This is a genomic window from Microbacterium sp., from assembly GCF_030149085.1.
In the GTDB taxonomy this organism is placed as follows: Bacteria; Actinomycetota; Actinomycetes; order Actinomycetales; family Microbacteriaceae; genus Microbacterium.
Genome location: NZ_JASBSF010000303.1, coordinates 1 through 14,504, shown reverse-complemented (window position 1 = coordinate 14,504; position 14,504 = coordinate 1). Strand labels below are relative to the sequence as shown.

The following is a 14,504-nucleotide window of genomic DNA, read 5'->3' as shown; positions in this document are numbered from 1 at the left end:
TCAGGGTCCGAAGCATCGGCGGCTACCGACCTGACGCCGTCGCTGCCCGGGCCGCTGCCGGAGCGGGTGACGACGATCACGGGCTCTGCGTCGTCTGCGAGGATGCGCGCGAGAGACGACCCGACAGGGCCGGCTCCGACGATGACGTGGGGTGCGCGGGACATGGCCCGAGTGTAGGCCGAACGCGCACGGCACGCCTCGCGGTCGGTGAACGCTCGGTGACTAGAATCGATCAACGGCATGGCGAAGTCAGGAGAGTCGGTGGCGGGCAGCAAACGAGGCGCGACGGCGGGTGCGGAGTCCGACATCCTCGGTCCCACCGGTCGCCCGTATCGCGGGTTCGACACCCCTCCGCCGCTGTCGTCGCACGGTCCCGCCCGGATCATCGCCCTGTGCAACCAGAAGGGTGGCGTCGGTAAGACCACGACGACGATCAATCTGGCGGCATCTCTTGCCGAGTACGGGCGCACCGTCCTTGCCGTGGACTTCGACCCCCAGGGGGCGTTGACGGCTGGTCTGGGTATCCCCACCCACGATGTTCCGACCGTCTACGACCTGCTACTGGACACCAAACGCGATCCCCACGACGCGATCATTCCGTCGGCGGTGCCCGGTCTGGACGTCCTTCCCGCCAACATCGATCTGTCGGCGGCGGAAGTGCACCTGGTCAACGAGGTAGCACGCGAGACGATTCTTGCCCGCGTGTTGCGCAAGGTCGCGGGGGAGTATGACGTCATCCTCATCGACTGCCAGCCGTCGCTCGGCCTGCTGACCGTGAACGCGCTCACCGCCAGCCACGGCGTGATCATTCCGCTGGAGTGCGAGTACTTCGCGCTGCGCGGTGTTGCCCTGCTCATCGAGACGATCGACAAGGTGCGCGATCGCCTGAACCCCGACATCCGGCTCGATGGGGTTCTGGCGACCATGTACGACCCGCGCACGCTCCACTCGCGCGAAGTGCTCGAGCGCGTCGTCGAGGCCTTCGGCGATGACGTCTTGGAGACCGTGATCGGCCGCACCGTCAAGTTCCCCGACGCGTCGGTGTCGGGGATGCCGATCACGACGTTCGCTCCCGAACACGCCGCGGCCCAGGCCTATCTGCGGCTCGCGCGAGAGCTCGTCGCCCGTGGCGCCGTCGCCTGAGCCCTCGAGCGCGACGGAGGCCGCTCTCGATTCCTCGGCCGGGGCGGACGGCGGGTTCCGCGTCACGCTCGATGTCTTCGACGGCCCGTTCGACCTGCTGCTGACCCTCATCACCAAACGCGAACTCGACATCACCGAGGTCTCGCTGAGTGAGGTCACAAATGAGTTCATCGCTCACGTGCGTGCGCTCGGCCCCGAGCACGACCTGGATGAGTCATCTCAGTTCCTGGTCGTCGCGGCAACGCTCCTGGACATGAAGGTCGCGGGGCTCCTGCCCCAGGGCGAGCTGGTGGATGCCGAGAGCGTCGCGCTGCTCGAGGCGCGGGACCTGCTCTTCGCCCGTCTCTTGCAGTACCGCGCGTTCAAGGAAGTCTCGGCGTGGTTCGGGCGCAGCCTCGTGCGCGAGGACACGCGCCACGCGCGCACCGTGAGGCTCGATGCGAAGTACCGGGATGCCGTCCCCGAACTGGTCTGGACGCTCTCGCCGCAGGATTTCGCGGCGCTGGCGATGCTCGCGTTCGCGCCGAAAGAGATTCCCCACGTGGGGCTCGATCACCTGCACGCGCCGTTGGTAAGCATCCGGGAACAGGCGGCTGTCGTCGTGACGATGCTTCGAAGCTCCGGTTCGTTGAACTTTCGTGAGCTGATCGCCGGTGTGGACCAACCCGGGATCGTGGTTGCCCGCTTCCTGTCGGTTCTCGAGCTGTACCGGCACGCGGCACTCTCGTTCGAGCAGGTCGAGCCCCTCGGCGAACTCACGCTGCGCTGGACCGCCGAGCGGTGGTCGGACGAGAACCTTGCCACACTGGGAGCCGACTATGACCGATGACACGACTTCAGAATTCGCCTCCGACATCACGCGCCGGCTCGAAGCGATCATGATGATCCTCGACGAACCCCACAGCCTCGTGAGCCTTGCCGCGGCCGTCGGCGCACCGGTGCCCGCCGTACGTCAGGCCATCGAGAGCCTCGTCGCTGACTATGACGGTATGACCGGCGGACCCAAGCGCGGGTTCGAGCTGCGCGAGGTCGGCGGCGGTTGGCGGCTGTATGTGCGGGAGGAGTTCGATGATCTCGTGAGCGACTTCGTCGGAACGCAGGCTCCGTCGCGGCTCTCGCAGGCGGCCCTCGAGACGCTCGCCGTGATCGCCTACAAGCAGCCCGTCACCCGCGGTCAGGTCGCGGCGATCCGTGCCGTCAACGTCGATTCGGTCGTGCGAACTCTGCTGTCTCGAGGCCTCATCACCGAGGTGTTCACAGACCCCGACACCGGGGCGATTCACTACGGTACGACCGATGCCCTGCTCGTGAATCTCGGGATCAACTCGCTCGATGAGCTGCCGCACATCTCACCGCTCCTCGACGACGGCGCCGACGGTTTCGCGGGGGAGTCGATCCGATGACGGCATCCGGATTCGAGTCGGAAGGCCCCGACGGCGTGCGCCTGCAGAAGGTGCTCGCCGCGGCCGGTGTCGCATCGCGCCGCGTGTCTGAGCAGCTGATCGCGGCGGGGCGCGTTCGGGTGAACGGGCGGGTCGTCACCGAACTCGGGACGCGTATCGATCCGACCACCGACCTCGTGGATGTGGACGGCGTCGCGGTGCAGCTCGATGAGAGCAAGCGTTACGTCGTGCTCAACAAGCCGCGCGGCGTCGTCAGCTCCATGCGCGACGAGCGGGGCAGGCCAGACCTCCGCGAATACGCGGCGGAGTGGTCGGAGCGACTCTTCAATGTCGGGCGCCTGGATGCCGACACCAGCGGACTGCTCGTTCTCACCAACGACGGCGACCTCGCGCATGTGCTCTCGCACCCGTCGTTCGGGGTGACGAAGGTCTACATCGCGAAGGTCGAGGGCCGCGTCACGCCACAGACGATCGCTCGGCTCACGCGTGGTGTGGCGCTCGAGGATGGTCCGATCGCCGCCGACAAGGCGCGGCTACTGTCAGCATCCGATGCCGGAGGCGGCTCGCTCGTGGAACTCACGCTGCACTCGGGCCGTAATCGCATCGTGCGACGGATGATGGCCGAGGTGGGGCATCCGGTCGTTGAACTGGTGCGCCGACAGTTCGGTCCGCTGCACCTGGGAAGCCTCCCGGTTGGGGCTGTGCGGGAGTTGACTACAGTAGAACGTGGCGCATTGCTGACTCTTGCGCGCCGCGAGGGTGACCCGCAGCAAGAGACCCCGCGCCACGAGGCTGACGACTCTTCGTCGCCCGATTCTCAGGAGATTTCCCCGTGACGAGCACCGATACGTCAGCTGTGACCGGCGACGGTTCGCTGACCCCGCGCGTCACCGGCACGGTGCGCGTCGTCGGCGCGGGGCTCCTCGGCGCCAGCGTCGGACACGCACTGCGAGCGCGGGGCGTCGATGTCGTGCTCGAGGATGCCTCGCCATCGCAACTGCGTCTGGCGATCGACTACGGCGCGGGCCGTGCTGCGACGCCCGACGACAATCCGACGCTCATCGTCGTCGCGGTTCCGCCGGATGTCGTCGCCGACGTCGTCGAGCGGGAGCTGCGCACGTTCCCCGGTGCCGTCGTGACGGATGTCGCGAGCGTCAAGCTGGAGCCCCTGCAGGAGCTCCGAGATCGCGGCGTCGATCTCACCCACTACATCGGGTCGCATCCGCTTGCCGGTCGTGAGCGGGGCGGCGCGATTTCGGCGCGGGCCGATCTGTTCATCGGAAGCCCGTGGGTGGTGTGCCGTGACGGCAAGACCCCGGCATCCGACCTCGCGCTCGTCGAGGCGCTCGCGCTGGATCTCGGCGCGACGCCGATCGAGATGACCCCCGAAGACCACGATCGTTCGGTCGCGCTTGTCTCCCACGTTCCCCAGCTGGTGGCGAGCCTGCTGGCGGGCCGGTTCACCGACGCCCCCGATGGATCGTTGCGGCTCGCCGGTCAGGGTGTTCGCGACACGACCCGGATCGCCGCGTCGGCTCCCGAGCTGTGGGTCCAGATCCTGGCGGCCAACGCCGCCCCTGTCGTCGACATCCTCGACGCACTGTCGCAGGATCTCGCCGCCGTCGCCGAGGCGCTGCGGGCTCCCGAGGCTCCCGGCTCCCGGCGCGAGATCGCCGACACGATCCGTCGCGGCAACGAGGGCGTGGAGCGCCTGCCCGGCAAGCACGGTCAGAACCGTCGTTTCGCTTCCCTCGTGGTGATGGTGGATGACACGGCAGGGCAGCTCGGGCGCCTCTTCGGTGACCTTGGTGCGCTCGCGGTCAACGTTGAGGATTTCCGGTTGGAGCACTCGCCGGGGGCTCCGTTCGGCCTTGCCGAGATCGCTGTTGCGCCCTCCGTGCTGCGCGACGCGACGGCCGGACTCGAAGAGCGCGGATGGAAGATCGCGAGCACCACCAATGACTGACGCCTCTCACACCGCTGCCGACACAGCCGACTCCGACGTCGTCATCGTCGCGGTTGACGGCCCCGCAGGCAGCGGCAAGTCCAGCGTGTCGAAGCAGGTGGCTCGTGCGCTCGGGTTCGGCTACCTCGACACGGGAGCGGCGTATCGGGCTCTTGCCTGGCATGCGCTGGCGCGCGAGGTCGATACCTCCGATGCCACCGCTGTGTTGGAAGCTGTCAGCGACTTCGACTTTCGCATCTCCCTTGACCCCGACGACTACTGGGTGCGATCGGGCGAGGTCGATGTGACCGAGGCTATTCGTGAGCAGCGGGTGACGGATGCCGTGAGCGGCGTCGCCCGGGTCCCTGCGATCCGGCGGACGATCAATGCGGCGTTCCGGCGACTGGTGGCGGCATCCGGTCGCCCCGGCGTCGTTGTGGAGGGCCGGGACATCACGACAGTTGTTGCTCCGGATGCGCCGGCGCGGATCCTGCTGACAGCCGACCCCGCGGTCCGAGCAGCGCGGCGCAGCGCCGAGATCAGCGGTTCGACGGCGGCGGAGGTCGCCGAGGCGTTGCGACGCCGCGATTCGTCGGACTCGAAGGTCGTGGACTTCCTGACTGCCGCTCCGGGAGTCGTCGTGGTCGATTCGACCGCGTTGGATTTTGACGAGACGGTGGCCGAAGTGCTCACCGTCGCCCGCCGGGAACTCGCGGGCGCCTCGATCGAGGGCGCCGACCGAGCAGCCCCCGGCGCGGAGGGGAAGGACTGACAATGACCACCACTGGTGATGAGTTCGACGAGACAGCGGCGGGAGACGACAACCTCGCCGATACTCTCGCGGATCTCGACGAGGAACTCGCCGAGTCGCGGGCTGCAGCGCTGCGAGCGACCCTGGACGACTACGACCTCGATGAGGATGACGCCGCGGTACTCGCGGGGCTTGTTGCCGGCGAGGACGGTATCGAGTACCTGCCGGCGCTGCCGGTCGTCGCGATCGTCGGCCGTCCGAACGTCGGCAAGTCGGCACTCGTAAACCGCATCCTCGGCCGTCGCGAGGCTGTCGTCGAGGACACTCCCGGTGTCACGCGTGACCGCGTGACCTACAAGGCCGAATGGATGGACCGCCGCTTCACCCTCGTCGACACCGGAGGGTGGGAGCCCGACGCGCGCGGTATCGACCGGTCGGTGGCGGCGCAAGCCGAGGTCGCGATCGATCTCTCGGATGTCGTGCTGTTCGTGGTCGACGCCATGGTCGGGGCTACCTCGACCGACGAGCACGTCGTCAAGTTGCTGCGTAAGAGCGGCAAGACGATCTTCCTCGTCGCGAACAAGATCGACGACGCCCGCCAGGAGCCCGAGGCTGCCGCCCTGTGGAACCTGGGACTCGGGCAGCCGCATCCGGTTTCCGCGATCCACGGGCGCGGCGTCGCTGACCTGCTCGACGAGATCATGAAGGTGCTGCCGGATGTTTCAGCGGTCGCCAAGCACGAGATCGGTGGACCGCGCCGCGTCGCGATCCTCGGTCGCCCCAACGTGGGCAAGTCGTCGCTCCTGAACAAGGCAGCAGGCGAAGAGCGCGTCGTCGTCAACGATCTCGCGGGAACGACGCGCGACCCGGTCGACGAGATCGTTGAGATCGGCGGGCGCCTGTGGACCTTCGTCGACACTGCCGGCATCCGTCGCCGCGTTCACCTGCAGCAGGGTGCCGACTTCTACGCGTCGCTTCGCACCTCTGCGGCGCTCGAGAAGGCTGAGGTTGCTGTCGTGGTGCTCGATGTCAGCCAGCCGCTCAGTGAGCAGGACGTGCGGATCATCGACCTCGTCCTCGAGTCAGGGCGAGCGCTCGTGCTCGCGTTCAACAAGTGGGACCTGCTCGCGACGCCCGAACTCGAGAACCAGGATCGTCGCCGGTACCTCGAGCGGGAGATCGAACAGGATCTCGCTCACGTCTCATGGGCGCCGCGCGTCAACATTTCGGCGCGCACCGGACGACACCTTGAGAAGCTCGTTCCGGCGCTCGAGACGGCGCTGACATCGTGGGATCAGCGGATTCCAACCGGCAAGTTCAATGCGTTCCTCGCTGAGCTTGTCGCCGAGCACCCCCACCCGCTGCGCGGTGGCAAGCAGCCCCGCATCCTGTTCGGCACCCAGGCGGCGACCCGCCCGCCGACCTTTGTGCTTTTCACGACCGGGTTCCTCGACGCCGGCTATCGCCGGTTCATTCAGCGTCGATTGCGCGAGCTGTTCGGATTCGAGGGGACACCGATCGTGCTCAACATGCGAGTCCGCGAGCGCCGCCAGCGCTGAGCGTTCGGGCGCTTTGCGTCACGCTCTCGCGCGTCGGTCGTGGGAGGGTCTTGACAATCGCGATCAGCGCGTGAGGACGCTGGGGAATGCTCCGGCGAACTCGGCGGCGATCATCTCGACCAGGTCGTGGGTCGTCGCGGTGGAGGGGCAGGGCGGGGCATCCGAGCGGCTGCCCATGTCCCGGGCTCGCTGCAGGGCCCACCACCGAACACCTTCGGCGAGGAGCTGTTCACCGAGGAGGCGCAGCCGGTCGGCGTCGGTGAGCCTCGGGTCGACGGTCGTGCGCACCTCGTACGCCAGGGGGTGGTCGCTGCCGGCGCGGGCACGTGCGGCATCCAGCACGAGTCGCAGCGACCGCCACGCATGGATGCCGCTGCCGCGCCGCTGCGTGACGGTGGCGTAGTCGTCGGCGGACGCCTTGATGTCGAGGCCTACCCAGTCGACAGCGGGGAGGGCGGCATCCAACCGCTGCGGGAAAGCTCCCCCGGTATGCAGGCCGACGCGCAGGCCGAGGCGTCGCGCATCGTCTATGGCGGGCAGGAGCGCGGTCTGCATCGTCGGCTCGCCGCCGGAGAAGACGACGCCATCGAGCTGTCCACGACGCTGTTCGAGGAACGCGAGGACCTCGCGCCACGTGATCGTGCCTGCGCTGTGGGAGTCGATCAGGTCGGGGTTGTGGCAGTAGACGCAGTCCCACGGACAGCCCTGGAGGAAGACGGTCGCGACGAGGCGGTCGGGCCAGTCCGAACCCGAGAATCGCGTGAGCCCGGCGATGCTCAGCTCGTCGGCGAGAAGGGGGGCGATGACGGTCACTGGTGTGCCACTCATGGCCGTGCTGCATCTTTCGTGGCTCGGTGTGCGTCGAAGTAGACCCGCTCAGCGGCTTCGCCCTGCTTGCCGATGTTGAACGATGACACCGGCCGGAAGTAGCCCATGACGCGCGTCCACACCTCGCAGTCTCGACCGCAGCGCGGGCAGAGCGGATGATCGCCCGAGACGTATCCGTGTGCGGGACAGATCGAGAAGGTCGGTGTGACGGTGAGGTAGGGGAGCCGGAACCGTTCGAGCGAGCGCCGAACGAGGTTCTTGCAGACGGATCCCGACGCGACAGCTTCGCCGAGGTACAGGTGCAGCACGGTCCCGCCGGTGTAGAGCTGCTGCAGCGGCTCTTGCAGCTGCATCGCCTCGAACGGGTCGTCGGTGTAGCCGACCGGGAGTTGCGAGGAGTTCGTGTAGTACGGGTGGTCGGCGGTGCCGGCATGGCGGATGCCGTCGGTGTCGCTCTCGTCGCCGAAGCGGGCGATGTCCAGGCGTGCGAACCGGTAGGTCGCGCTCTCGGCGGGTGTGGCCTCGAGGTTGTACATGTGCCCCGTCTGCTCTTGGAATTCGACCATGCGGGCGCGAACGTGCTCGAGCAGCCACGTCGCGAGGTTCATGCCTTCGTCATCCGTGACGTCGTGCGCGTCGAGGGTGTAGTTGCGGACGAACTCGTTGATGCCGTTGACGCCGATGGTCGAGAAGTGGTTGTCGAGGGTGCCGAGGTAGCGCTTCGTGTAGGGGAAGAGGCCGCCGTCGATGTGACGGCCGATGACCTCGCGCTTTGCCTCGAGGCTGTCGCGGGCGACCTCGAGCAGCGCGTCGAGGCGGCGCAGGACGCCGTCGGCGTCGCCGGGAAAGAGGTAGCCCAGGCGTGCGCAGTTGACCGTCACGACCCCGACGGATCCGGTCTGCTCGGCCGATCCGAACAGACCGTTGCCGCGTTTGAGCAGCTCGGTCAGGTCGAGCTGCAACCGGCAGCACATCGAGCGGATCATGTGCGGGTCAAGGTCTGAGTTGACGAAGTTCTGGAAGTAGGGGAGTCCGTAGCGCGCGGTCATCGCGAAGAGGGCGTCGACGTTCGGGCCGTCCCAGTCGAAGTCCTTCGTGATGTTGTAGGTCGGGATGGGGAAGGTGAAGGCCCGGCCGTCGGCATCCCCGGTCGCGTAGACCTCGATGAAGGCGCGGTTGATGATCGCCATTTCGTCGGCGAGGTCGCCGTAGGTGAAGGGTTGGACGACGCCGCCGATGAGCGGATGCTGGTCGGCTAGGTCATCGGGACACGTCCAGTCGAAGGTGAGGTTCGTGAAGGGCGTCTGCGTGCCCCAGCGGGAGGGGACGTTGAGGTTGAAGACGAACTCCTGCACGGCTTGGCGCACCTGTTCGTCCGAGAGTCCGTCGATCCGGACGAACGGCGCGAGGTAGGTGTCCACGGAGCTGAAAGCCTGCGCGCCGGCCCACTCGTTTTGCAGCGTGCCGAGGAAGTTGACCATCTGGCCCATGGCTGCCGAGAGGTGCCGTGGGGGAGCAGAGGAGATGCGCCCGGGGATACCGTTGAAGCCTTGCTCGAGGAGCGCGCGGAGCGACCATCCGGCGCAGTAGCCCGCGAACATGTCGAGATCGTGGATGTGGATGTCGCCATCGCGGTGCGCGGCTCCAGCCTCGGGCGCGTAGACCTCGTCGAGCCAGTAGTTGGCGATGACCTTGCCCGCTGTGTTGAGGATCATGCCGCCCAGTGAGTAGCCCTGGTTGGCGTTGGCGTTCACACGCCAGTCAGACTGCGACAGGTACTCGTTGATCGTTTCGGAGACGGCGACGGTACGTGGCGTGGCGGAGATACGACGGTTCATCGGCGGCTTCTTTCGGGGTGCGGTGGCGCTGGTTTGAAAGCTCTCGCGCAGTGCGGGATGCCACTATATGCAGCGCTCAATCTCGTTCGCGACACAATATGTGGTGTCATACATGGTCAGACCACATGGTGTCATGCATCCTTGTGGCGGGGTACAGCCTCGCGTGTCGGTCCAGGCGAAATCGCGACGGGGGAGTATGTGCCCGGAGCCCATCTCTTTCGGTCGCGCCGTGTTGCGGGTGTTGCGTGCTGGATGCCACAACACGGCGCGACTGAACGGATTGGCATCGGGCGGGCTATTCGCACGCCCCGCGACGAGGGACCTTTGCCCCTGACTGCGGATATACCCCCGGGAGTACCTTCATCTCGGAGCCGCGAACTGCTGCGGCCCGAATGCGAGGAGAACACCATGAAGATCGTCGTCGTCGGAGGAGTCGCCGGCGGAGCATCCGTCGCGGCGAGGGCTCGCCGTCTGGACGAGTCGGCTGAGATCGTCGTTCTCGAGCGGGGCGAGTACGTATCGTTCGCGAACTGCGGTCTGCCGTACCACATCGGCGGTGTCATCGCCGATCGCAGCCGGCTCCTGCTCCAGACACCCGAGAGTCTTCGCGAATCGCTCGACATCGATGTGCGCATCGGCCAGGATGTCGTCGGTCTTGACCCCGCGGCCCAGACGGTGACGGTGCGCGAGGTCGCGACCGGGCGCGAGTACACCGAGTCTTACGACGCGCTCGCGCTATGCCAGGGCGCCGATCCGCTGCAGCTTCCGCTTCCGGGCATCGACCTTCCCGGCATCCACACCCTGCGAAACGTCACTGACATGGACGCCATCAAGTCGCGCCTTGACAAGGCTCTCGCCGCTGCCGCGGCGCAGGGCCGTGCCGCGAAGACCGTGGTCATCGGCGCGGGCTACATCGGCATCGAGATGGCCGAGAACCTCATTCACCGCGGAGCCGAGGTCACCCTCGTCGAGCTTGCCGACCAGATCCTGCCGCCCCTCGATAAGGACGTCTCGATTCCGGTCGAGCAGCACGCTCGGGGGCGGGGGGTCGAACTGCAGCTCGGCACTGCTGCGGCTGCCTTCACCCGGGCATCCGACGGGATGCTCCGGGTCGAACTCAACAACGGCCGGTCGCTGGCGGCAGACCTGGTCGTGCTCTCGGCGGGCGTGCGACCCAACGTGGGTCTGGCCCGCGAGGCGGGGCTCGAGATCGGAGAGCGCGGCGGGATCGTCGTCGACACGCACATGCGCACCTCCGACCCGCACATCTGGGCGGCGGGAGATGCCGTCGAGACGGCCCACACGGTGCTGCCGGGGCGCTGGATCACCCCTCTTGCCGGACCCGCGAACCGCGAGGCGCGCGTGGCAGCCGAGAACATCTGCGGCCGCACGACCGAGTATCTCTCGACCCAGGGCACCTCCATCGTGAAGGTGTTCGACATGACCGCGGGCGCGACGGGTGCCAACGAGCGGCAACTCGAGCGGGCTGGCGTTGACTACCTCACCGCGCACGTGCATCCGTCGGGGCACGCCGGCTACTACCCGGGCACGGCGCAGATGCACATCAAGGTCACGTTCTCGCCCTCGGACGGCAAACTGCTCGGCGCGCAGATCGCCGGGTTCGACGGGGTCGACAAGCGGCTGGATGTCTTCGCGACGGCGATCAGGCTCGGCGCGACAGTCCACGATCTCGAGCACCTCGAGCTCGCGTACGCGCCGCCGTTCGGTTCGGCGAAGGACCCCGTCAACATGGCGGGATTCGTCGCGAGTAACGTGCTCAGCGGTGACCTGAAGCTCTGGTACGCGAAGGACTACCCGGCAGCGACCGACGGATGCCGCATCATCGACGTGCGCACCGACGTCGAATACGACATCTGGCACATCTCGGGAGCCGAGAACGTGCCTCTCGGCATCCTTCGCGAGGCGTGCGAGAGCTGGGACCGCGATGTCCCCATCCGTCTGTACTGCGCTGTCGGGTTCCGCAGCTACCTCGCGTACCGGGCGCTCGTGCAGCGCGGGTTCACCGATGTGCGGACGCTCTCGGGCGGCTCGACGACCTTCCGCTTCTTCCACGACCTCGAACCCGTCGGTTTCGTCGCCAAGCCTGCCGAGATTCACTATGCCGAGGCATCCGACCTGCTCGCTCAGGTGAAGGGGTCGGGGCAGGTGGTCGACCTCGACTGCACGGGGCTCGCGTGCCCCGGCCCGATCATGAAGCTCACGAAGCAGATGGATGAGCTGCAGCCGGGTGACGACGTCGTCGTGCACGTCTCGGACCCAGGGTTTGCGCACGACGCGCCGGCGTGGGCCGCGAGCCACGGCCACGAGATGCTCGCGATCTCACCCGAGGGTCCGGGGTATGTCGCGACCTTCCGCAAGAGCGCGGGAACGGATGCCCCGCGGGCCCTGCAGACGCTGAATCAGACATCCTTCGTTGTCTTCTCGGGAGATCTCGACAAGGCGATCGCCGCCTTCATCATCGCGAACGGTGCGCTCGCGATGGGGCAGAAGGTGTCGATGTTCTTCACGTTCTGGGGGCTGAACATGCTGCGCCGGCACGATGCGCCGCCGCGCGAGAAGAAGGTCATGGACCGGATGTTTGCCATGATGATGCCTTCGGATGCCGGCCACCTGCCGCTGTCTCAGATGAACATGGCGGGCATGGGGCCGAAGATGATCAAGGACGTGATGAAGCAGCACAACGTCCCGACTCTCGAGGAGCTCATGGCATCCGCGCGCGAGGGCGGTGCGCAGCTGGTCGCGTGCACGATGACGATGGATCTGCTCGGCATCGCCGAGAGCGACCTGCAGGACGGCATCGACTTTGGTGGCGTGGCGACCTTCCTCGGCGAGGCTCAGAAGTCCGGGACGACCCTGTTCATCTAGTGCGCGGGGCGCTTCGGGGCGTTCGGTCGCGCCGTGGTGCGGGTTTGGCGAGCCGGAGGTCGCAGTTCGCCGCGACTGAACGGGGGAATGTGCCCGAGTGGTGGTGTTCTCTGTCTTCGGTCGCGCCGTGGTGCGGGTTTAGCGAAACGGATGCCGCACGTCGGCGCGACCGAAATGGAAGATGGCTCGCGACCAGGGGAGCCCGCTCGGTGTGACAGGCTGAGATCGTGACGATCGAACCCCCGGCTCCCGGAGAGCCGCGCCGCCCGATGGGCCCGCGCGATCCCGGTGACGCATGGGTGATCGCGCCGACGGGGGAGCGCTACTGGGGTCGGTTCGGCGCGGCGGGTCTTCTTGCCGTGGATGCCGAGCGCGGCATCCTGTTGCAGCACCGCGTCGGCTGGAGCCACCACGGCGGAACCTGGGCGCTGCCCGGCGGCGCGCGACACGAGAACGAGGATGCCGGTGTGGCGGCGCTCCGCGAGGCGCGCGAGGAAGCCGCGGTGCCGCGGGATGCCGTTCGCCAGCGTTTCTGGAGCGTGCTCGACCTCGGGATCTGGTCGTACACGACAGTGATCGCCGACGTCATCGAGCCATTCGACCCGCAGATTGCGGATGCCGAGAGCGTTGCCCTCGAGTGGGTTCCGGTAGAGGAGGTGGCCGAGAGGCCGCTGCATCCGGGGTTCGCGTCGGCGTGGGAGCACCTTGGCCCGCTGCTGTCGGTGCGCCCGGCCGTCGTGATCGATGCGGCGAACGTCGTGGGTTCGGTGCCCGACGGATGGTGGCGAGACCGCGCGGGGGCTGCAGGTCGGCTCATCGACCGGGTCGGTCAGTGGCAAGCGCGCGGGGTGGATGCCGACGCGCTCGAGCTTCCGGGCGCGCACTGGTTCCCTGACGTGTCGATCGTGCTCGAGGGGCAGGCCAAGGCCGCGGGCCTGCTCGAGGGGCAGGCCAAAGGCGCGGCTCTGCCTGCGGATGACTCAGGCGCCGGCATCCGTGTGGTGCTGGCCCCCGGCGAGGGGGATGACGAGATCGTCGCCGAGACGCAGCGGCGGGTCGCGAGCGGCGAACAGGTCGTCGTCGTGACGAGTGACCGGGGACTCGCCGATAGGGTCAGCGCCGCAGGTGCCCGCGTGGTCGGTGCCGGTTGGCTGCTCGACCAGCTCGGCGAGCGCGCGTAGCGCAGCGTTATTCGGCGGACCGGCCCCGCAGCCGGTCGATGTCGCGACGTTCACGCTTGGTCGGCCTCCCGGCGCCGCGGTCGCGAACCGGAACGAACGGGGTCTCTTCCCGAGACGGGCGGGCCGGGGTGCGGTCGTCTACCGCGAGGGCGGCCGCCGGAGCTCCGACGCGCTTGGTCAGCAGCTGCTTGACGACGAGGATGCGGTCGAACCCGGCGATCCGGACGCGCAGCTCATCGCCGATGCGCACGGGCTGAGCGGCCTTCGCGCGGTCCCCGCCGACGCGAACGTGCCCCGCGCGGCATGCCGCGGTTGCCGCGGAGCGGGTCTTGTAGACCCGGACTGCCCAGAGCCAGGCATCCACGCGAACGGAGTCGGTCACACCGTCGATTCTCTCGCGGCCCGCGCCGTGTGGGTCGCGATCACCGCTCCCAGGGCGATGAGTCCCTGCCCGAGGGTGTAGGTGATCATGACCAGGGCGCTGCTTCCCGACGGCATCGTTTCGGGGAGGAAGAGCCGGAACGCGAGCACGGTGTCGGAGATGAGGAAGAACGCTCCACCCCACGCAATGGCCGGATGGCATCGGGTGGACAGGACGGCTGTGCCACCGAGAACGAGTCCGTAGATCGCGACTGCCACGGCAAGTCCGCCGAGGGCCGGCCAGAGGTAGACGACCAGGACGACCCACCACACCGCGTAGACCGCAGACCACCACGGCAGCCGCCGAACCGCGAGGAACCGCCAGAACAACACGATGTAGGCGATATGCGCGAGACCGAAGCACAGGAGCATCGCTGGGAGTTCGTCATCCAGAAACGGGAAGAAGGTCGCGGGGCTCTGTTGCAAAGATTGGCGGCAGTCAGAGGTAGGCTGTCGCTCTGCGCCGATCAGGCGGCTGCTGCGAAATGGTGGTTGAGCATGCCCATGGCCTCCGTCAGCGCCGAGGGCCCAATGCCAAAAGCTCTCTCCA

At 67.5% G+C, this 14,504-nt stretch carries 13 protein-coding genes and 1 pseudogene; 9 read left to right on the top strand and 5 right to left on the bottom strand.

Translation table 11 applies throughout. The annotated features are described in order from the left end of the window. The first annotated feature begins 240 nt into the window (after positions 1–240). From Q1V87_RS12630 to der, 7 genes are read left to right on the top strand one after another with little or no spacing between them, the layout of a single operon-like run. On the top strand, positions 241–1,143 hold the full coding sequence (locus Q1V87_RS12630) for a ParA family protein (protein ID WP_300593458.1): 903 nt from the start codon (positions 241–243) through the stop codon (positions 1,141–1,143). Beyond that, the gene (locus tag Q1V87_RS12625; protein ID WP_300593455.1) at positions 1,127–1,972 is read left to right on the top strand and encodes a ScpA family protein; all 846 of its coding nucleotides are present in this window, start codon (positions 1,127–1,129) and stop codon (positions 1,970–1,972) included. The genes Q1V87_RS12630 and Q1V87_RS12625 overlap by 17 nt, the downstream gene beginning before the upstream one ends. Next, on the top strand, positions 1,962–2,546 hold the full coding sequence (gene scpB, locus Q1V87_RS12620) for an SMC-Scp complex subunit ScpB (protein WP_300593453.1): 585 nt from the start codon (positions 1,962–1,964) through the stop codon (positions 2,544–2,546). Before Q1V87_RS12625 ends, scpB begins: the two co-directional genes overlap by 11 nt. Further along, positions 2,543–3,382, top strand: a complete 840-nt coding sequence (locus tag Q1V87_RS12615; RefSeq protein WP_300593450.1) for a pseudouridine synthase — start codon at positions 2,543–2,545, stop codon at positions 3,380–3,382. Before scpB ends, Q1V87_RS12615 begins: the two co-directional genes overlap by 4 nt. Further along, the gene (locus Q1V87_RS12610) at positions 3,379–4,512 is read left to right on the top strand and encodes a prephenate dehydrogenase (protein WP_300593447.1); all 1,134 of its coding nucleotides are present in this window, start codon (positions 3,379–3,381) and stop codon (positions 4,510–4,512) included. The genes Q1V87_RS12615 and Q1V87_RS12610 overlap by 4 nt, the downstream gene beginning before the upstream one ends. Further along, entirely contained in the window at positions 4,505–5,263 is a 759-nt protein-coding gene (gene cmk / locus Q1V87_RS12605) for a (d)CMP kinase (RefSeq protein WP_300593444.1), read from the top strand. The genes Q1V87_RS12610 and cmk overlap by 8 nt, the downstream gene beginning before the upstream one ends. A gap of 2 nt (positions 5,264–5,265) precedes the next feature. After that, positions 5,266–6,801, top strand: coding sequence for a ribosome biogenesis GTPase Der (gene der / locus Q1V87_RS12600; RefSeq protein WP_300593442.1), 1,536 nt, complete (start codon positions 5,266–5,268; stop codon positions 6,799–6,801). A 63-nt stretch (positions 6,802–6,864) separates the two neighbouring features. Here the strand turns inward: der and Q1V87_RS12595 are convergent, their stop codons facing one another. Then, complete coding sequence (locus tag Q1V87_RS12595) at positions 6,865–7,629, bottom strand: anaerobic ribonucleoside-triphosphate reductase activating protein (RefSeq protein WP_300593439.1); 765 nt, start codon at positions 7,627–7,629, stop codon at positions 6,865–6,867. Then, positions 7,626–9,467 (bottom strand): ribonucleoside triphosphate reductase, encoded by a 1,842-nt coding sequence (locus Q1V87_RS12590; protein WP_300593437.1) that lies wholly within the window; start codon positions 9,465–9,467, stop codon positions 7,626–7,628. Before Q1V87_RS12590 ends, Q1V87_RS12595 begins: the two co-directional genes overlap by 4 nt. Positions 9,468–9,875: 408 nt before the next feature. On the opposite strand from Q1V87_RS12590, the gene Q1V87_RS12585 reads away from it, so the two are divergent. Continuing rightward, positions 9,876–12,353, top strand: a complete 2,478-nt coding sequence (locus Q1V87_RS12585) for an FAD-dependent oxidoreductase (RefSeq protein ID WP_300593434.1) — start codon at positions 9,876–9,878, stop codon at positions 12,351–12,353. 227 nt (positions 12,354–12,580) lie between these two features. Further along, positions 12,581–13,534 carry an NUDIX hydrolase gene (locus Q1V87_RS12580; RefSeq protein WP_300593431.1) on the top strand — a complete coding sequence of 318 codons (954 nt, stop codon included), beginning with the start codon at positions 12,581–12,583 and terminating at the stop codon, positions 13,532–13,534. A 7-nt stretch (positions 13,535–13,541) separates the two neighbouring features. Here the strand turns inward: Q1V87_RS12580 and Q1V87_RS12575 are convergent, their stop codons facing one another. The 3 genes and pseudogenes from Q1V87_RS12575 to Q1V87_RS12565 form a co-directional block, all read right to left on the bottom strand. Further along, positions 13,542–13,916, bottom strand: a complete 375-nt coding sequence (locus Q1V87_RS12575; protein ID WP_292727525.1) for an RNA-binding S4 domain-containing protein — start codon at positions 13,914–13,916, stop codon at positions 13,542–13,544. Next, positions 13,913–14,380: a lysoplasmalogenase family protein gene (locus Q1V87_RS12570; protein WP_300593428.1), complete on the bottom strand. Its 468-nt coding sequence runs from the start codon at positions 14,378–14,380 to the stop codon at positions 13,913–13,915. Before Q1V87_RS12570 ends, Q1V87_RS12575 begins: the two co-directional genes overlap by 4 nt. A gap of 41 nt (positions 14,381–14,421) precedes the next feature. Beyond that, positions 14,422–14,504: pseudogene (locus Q1V87_RS12565) on the bottom strand (IS6 family transposase); the annotation flags it as partial.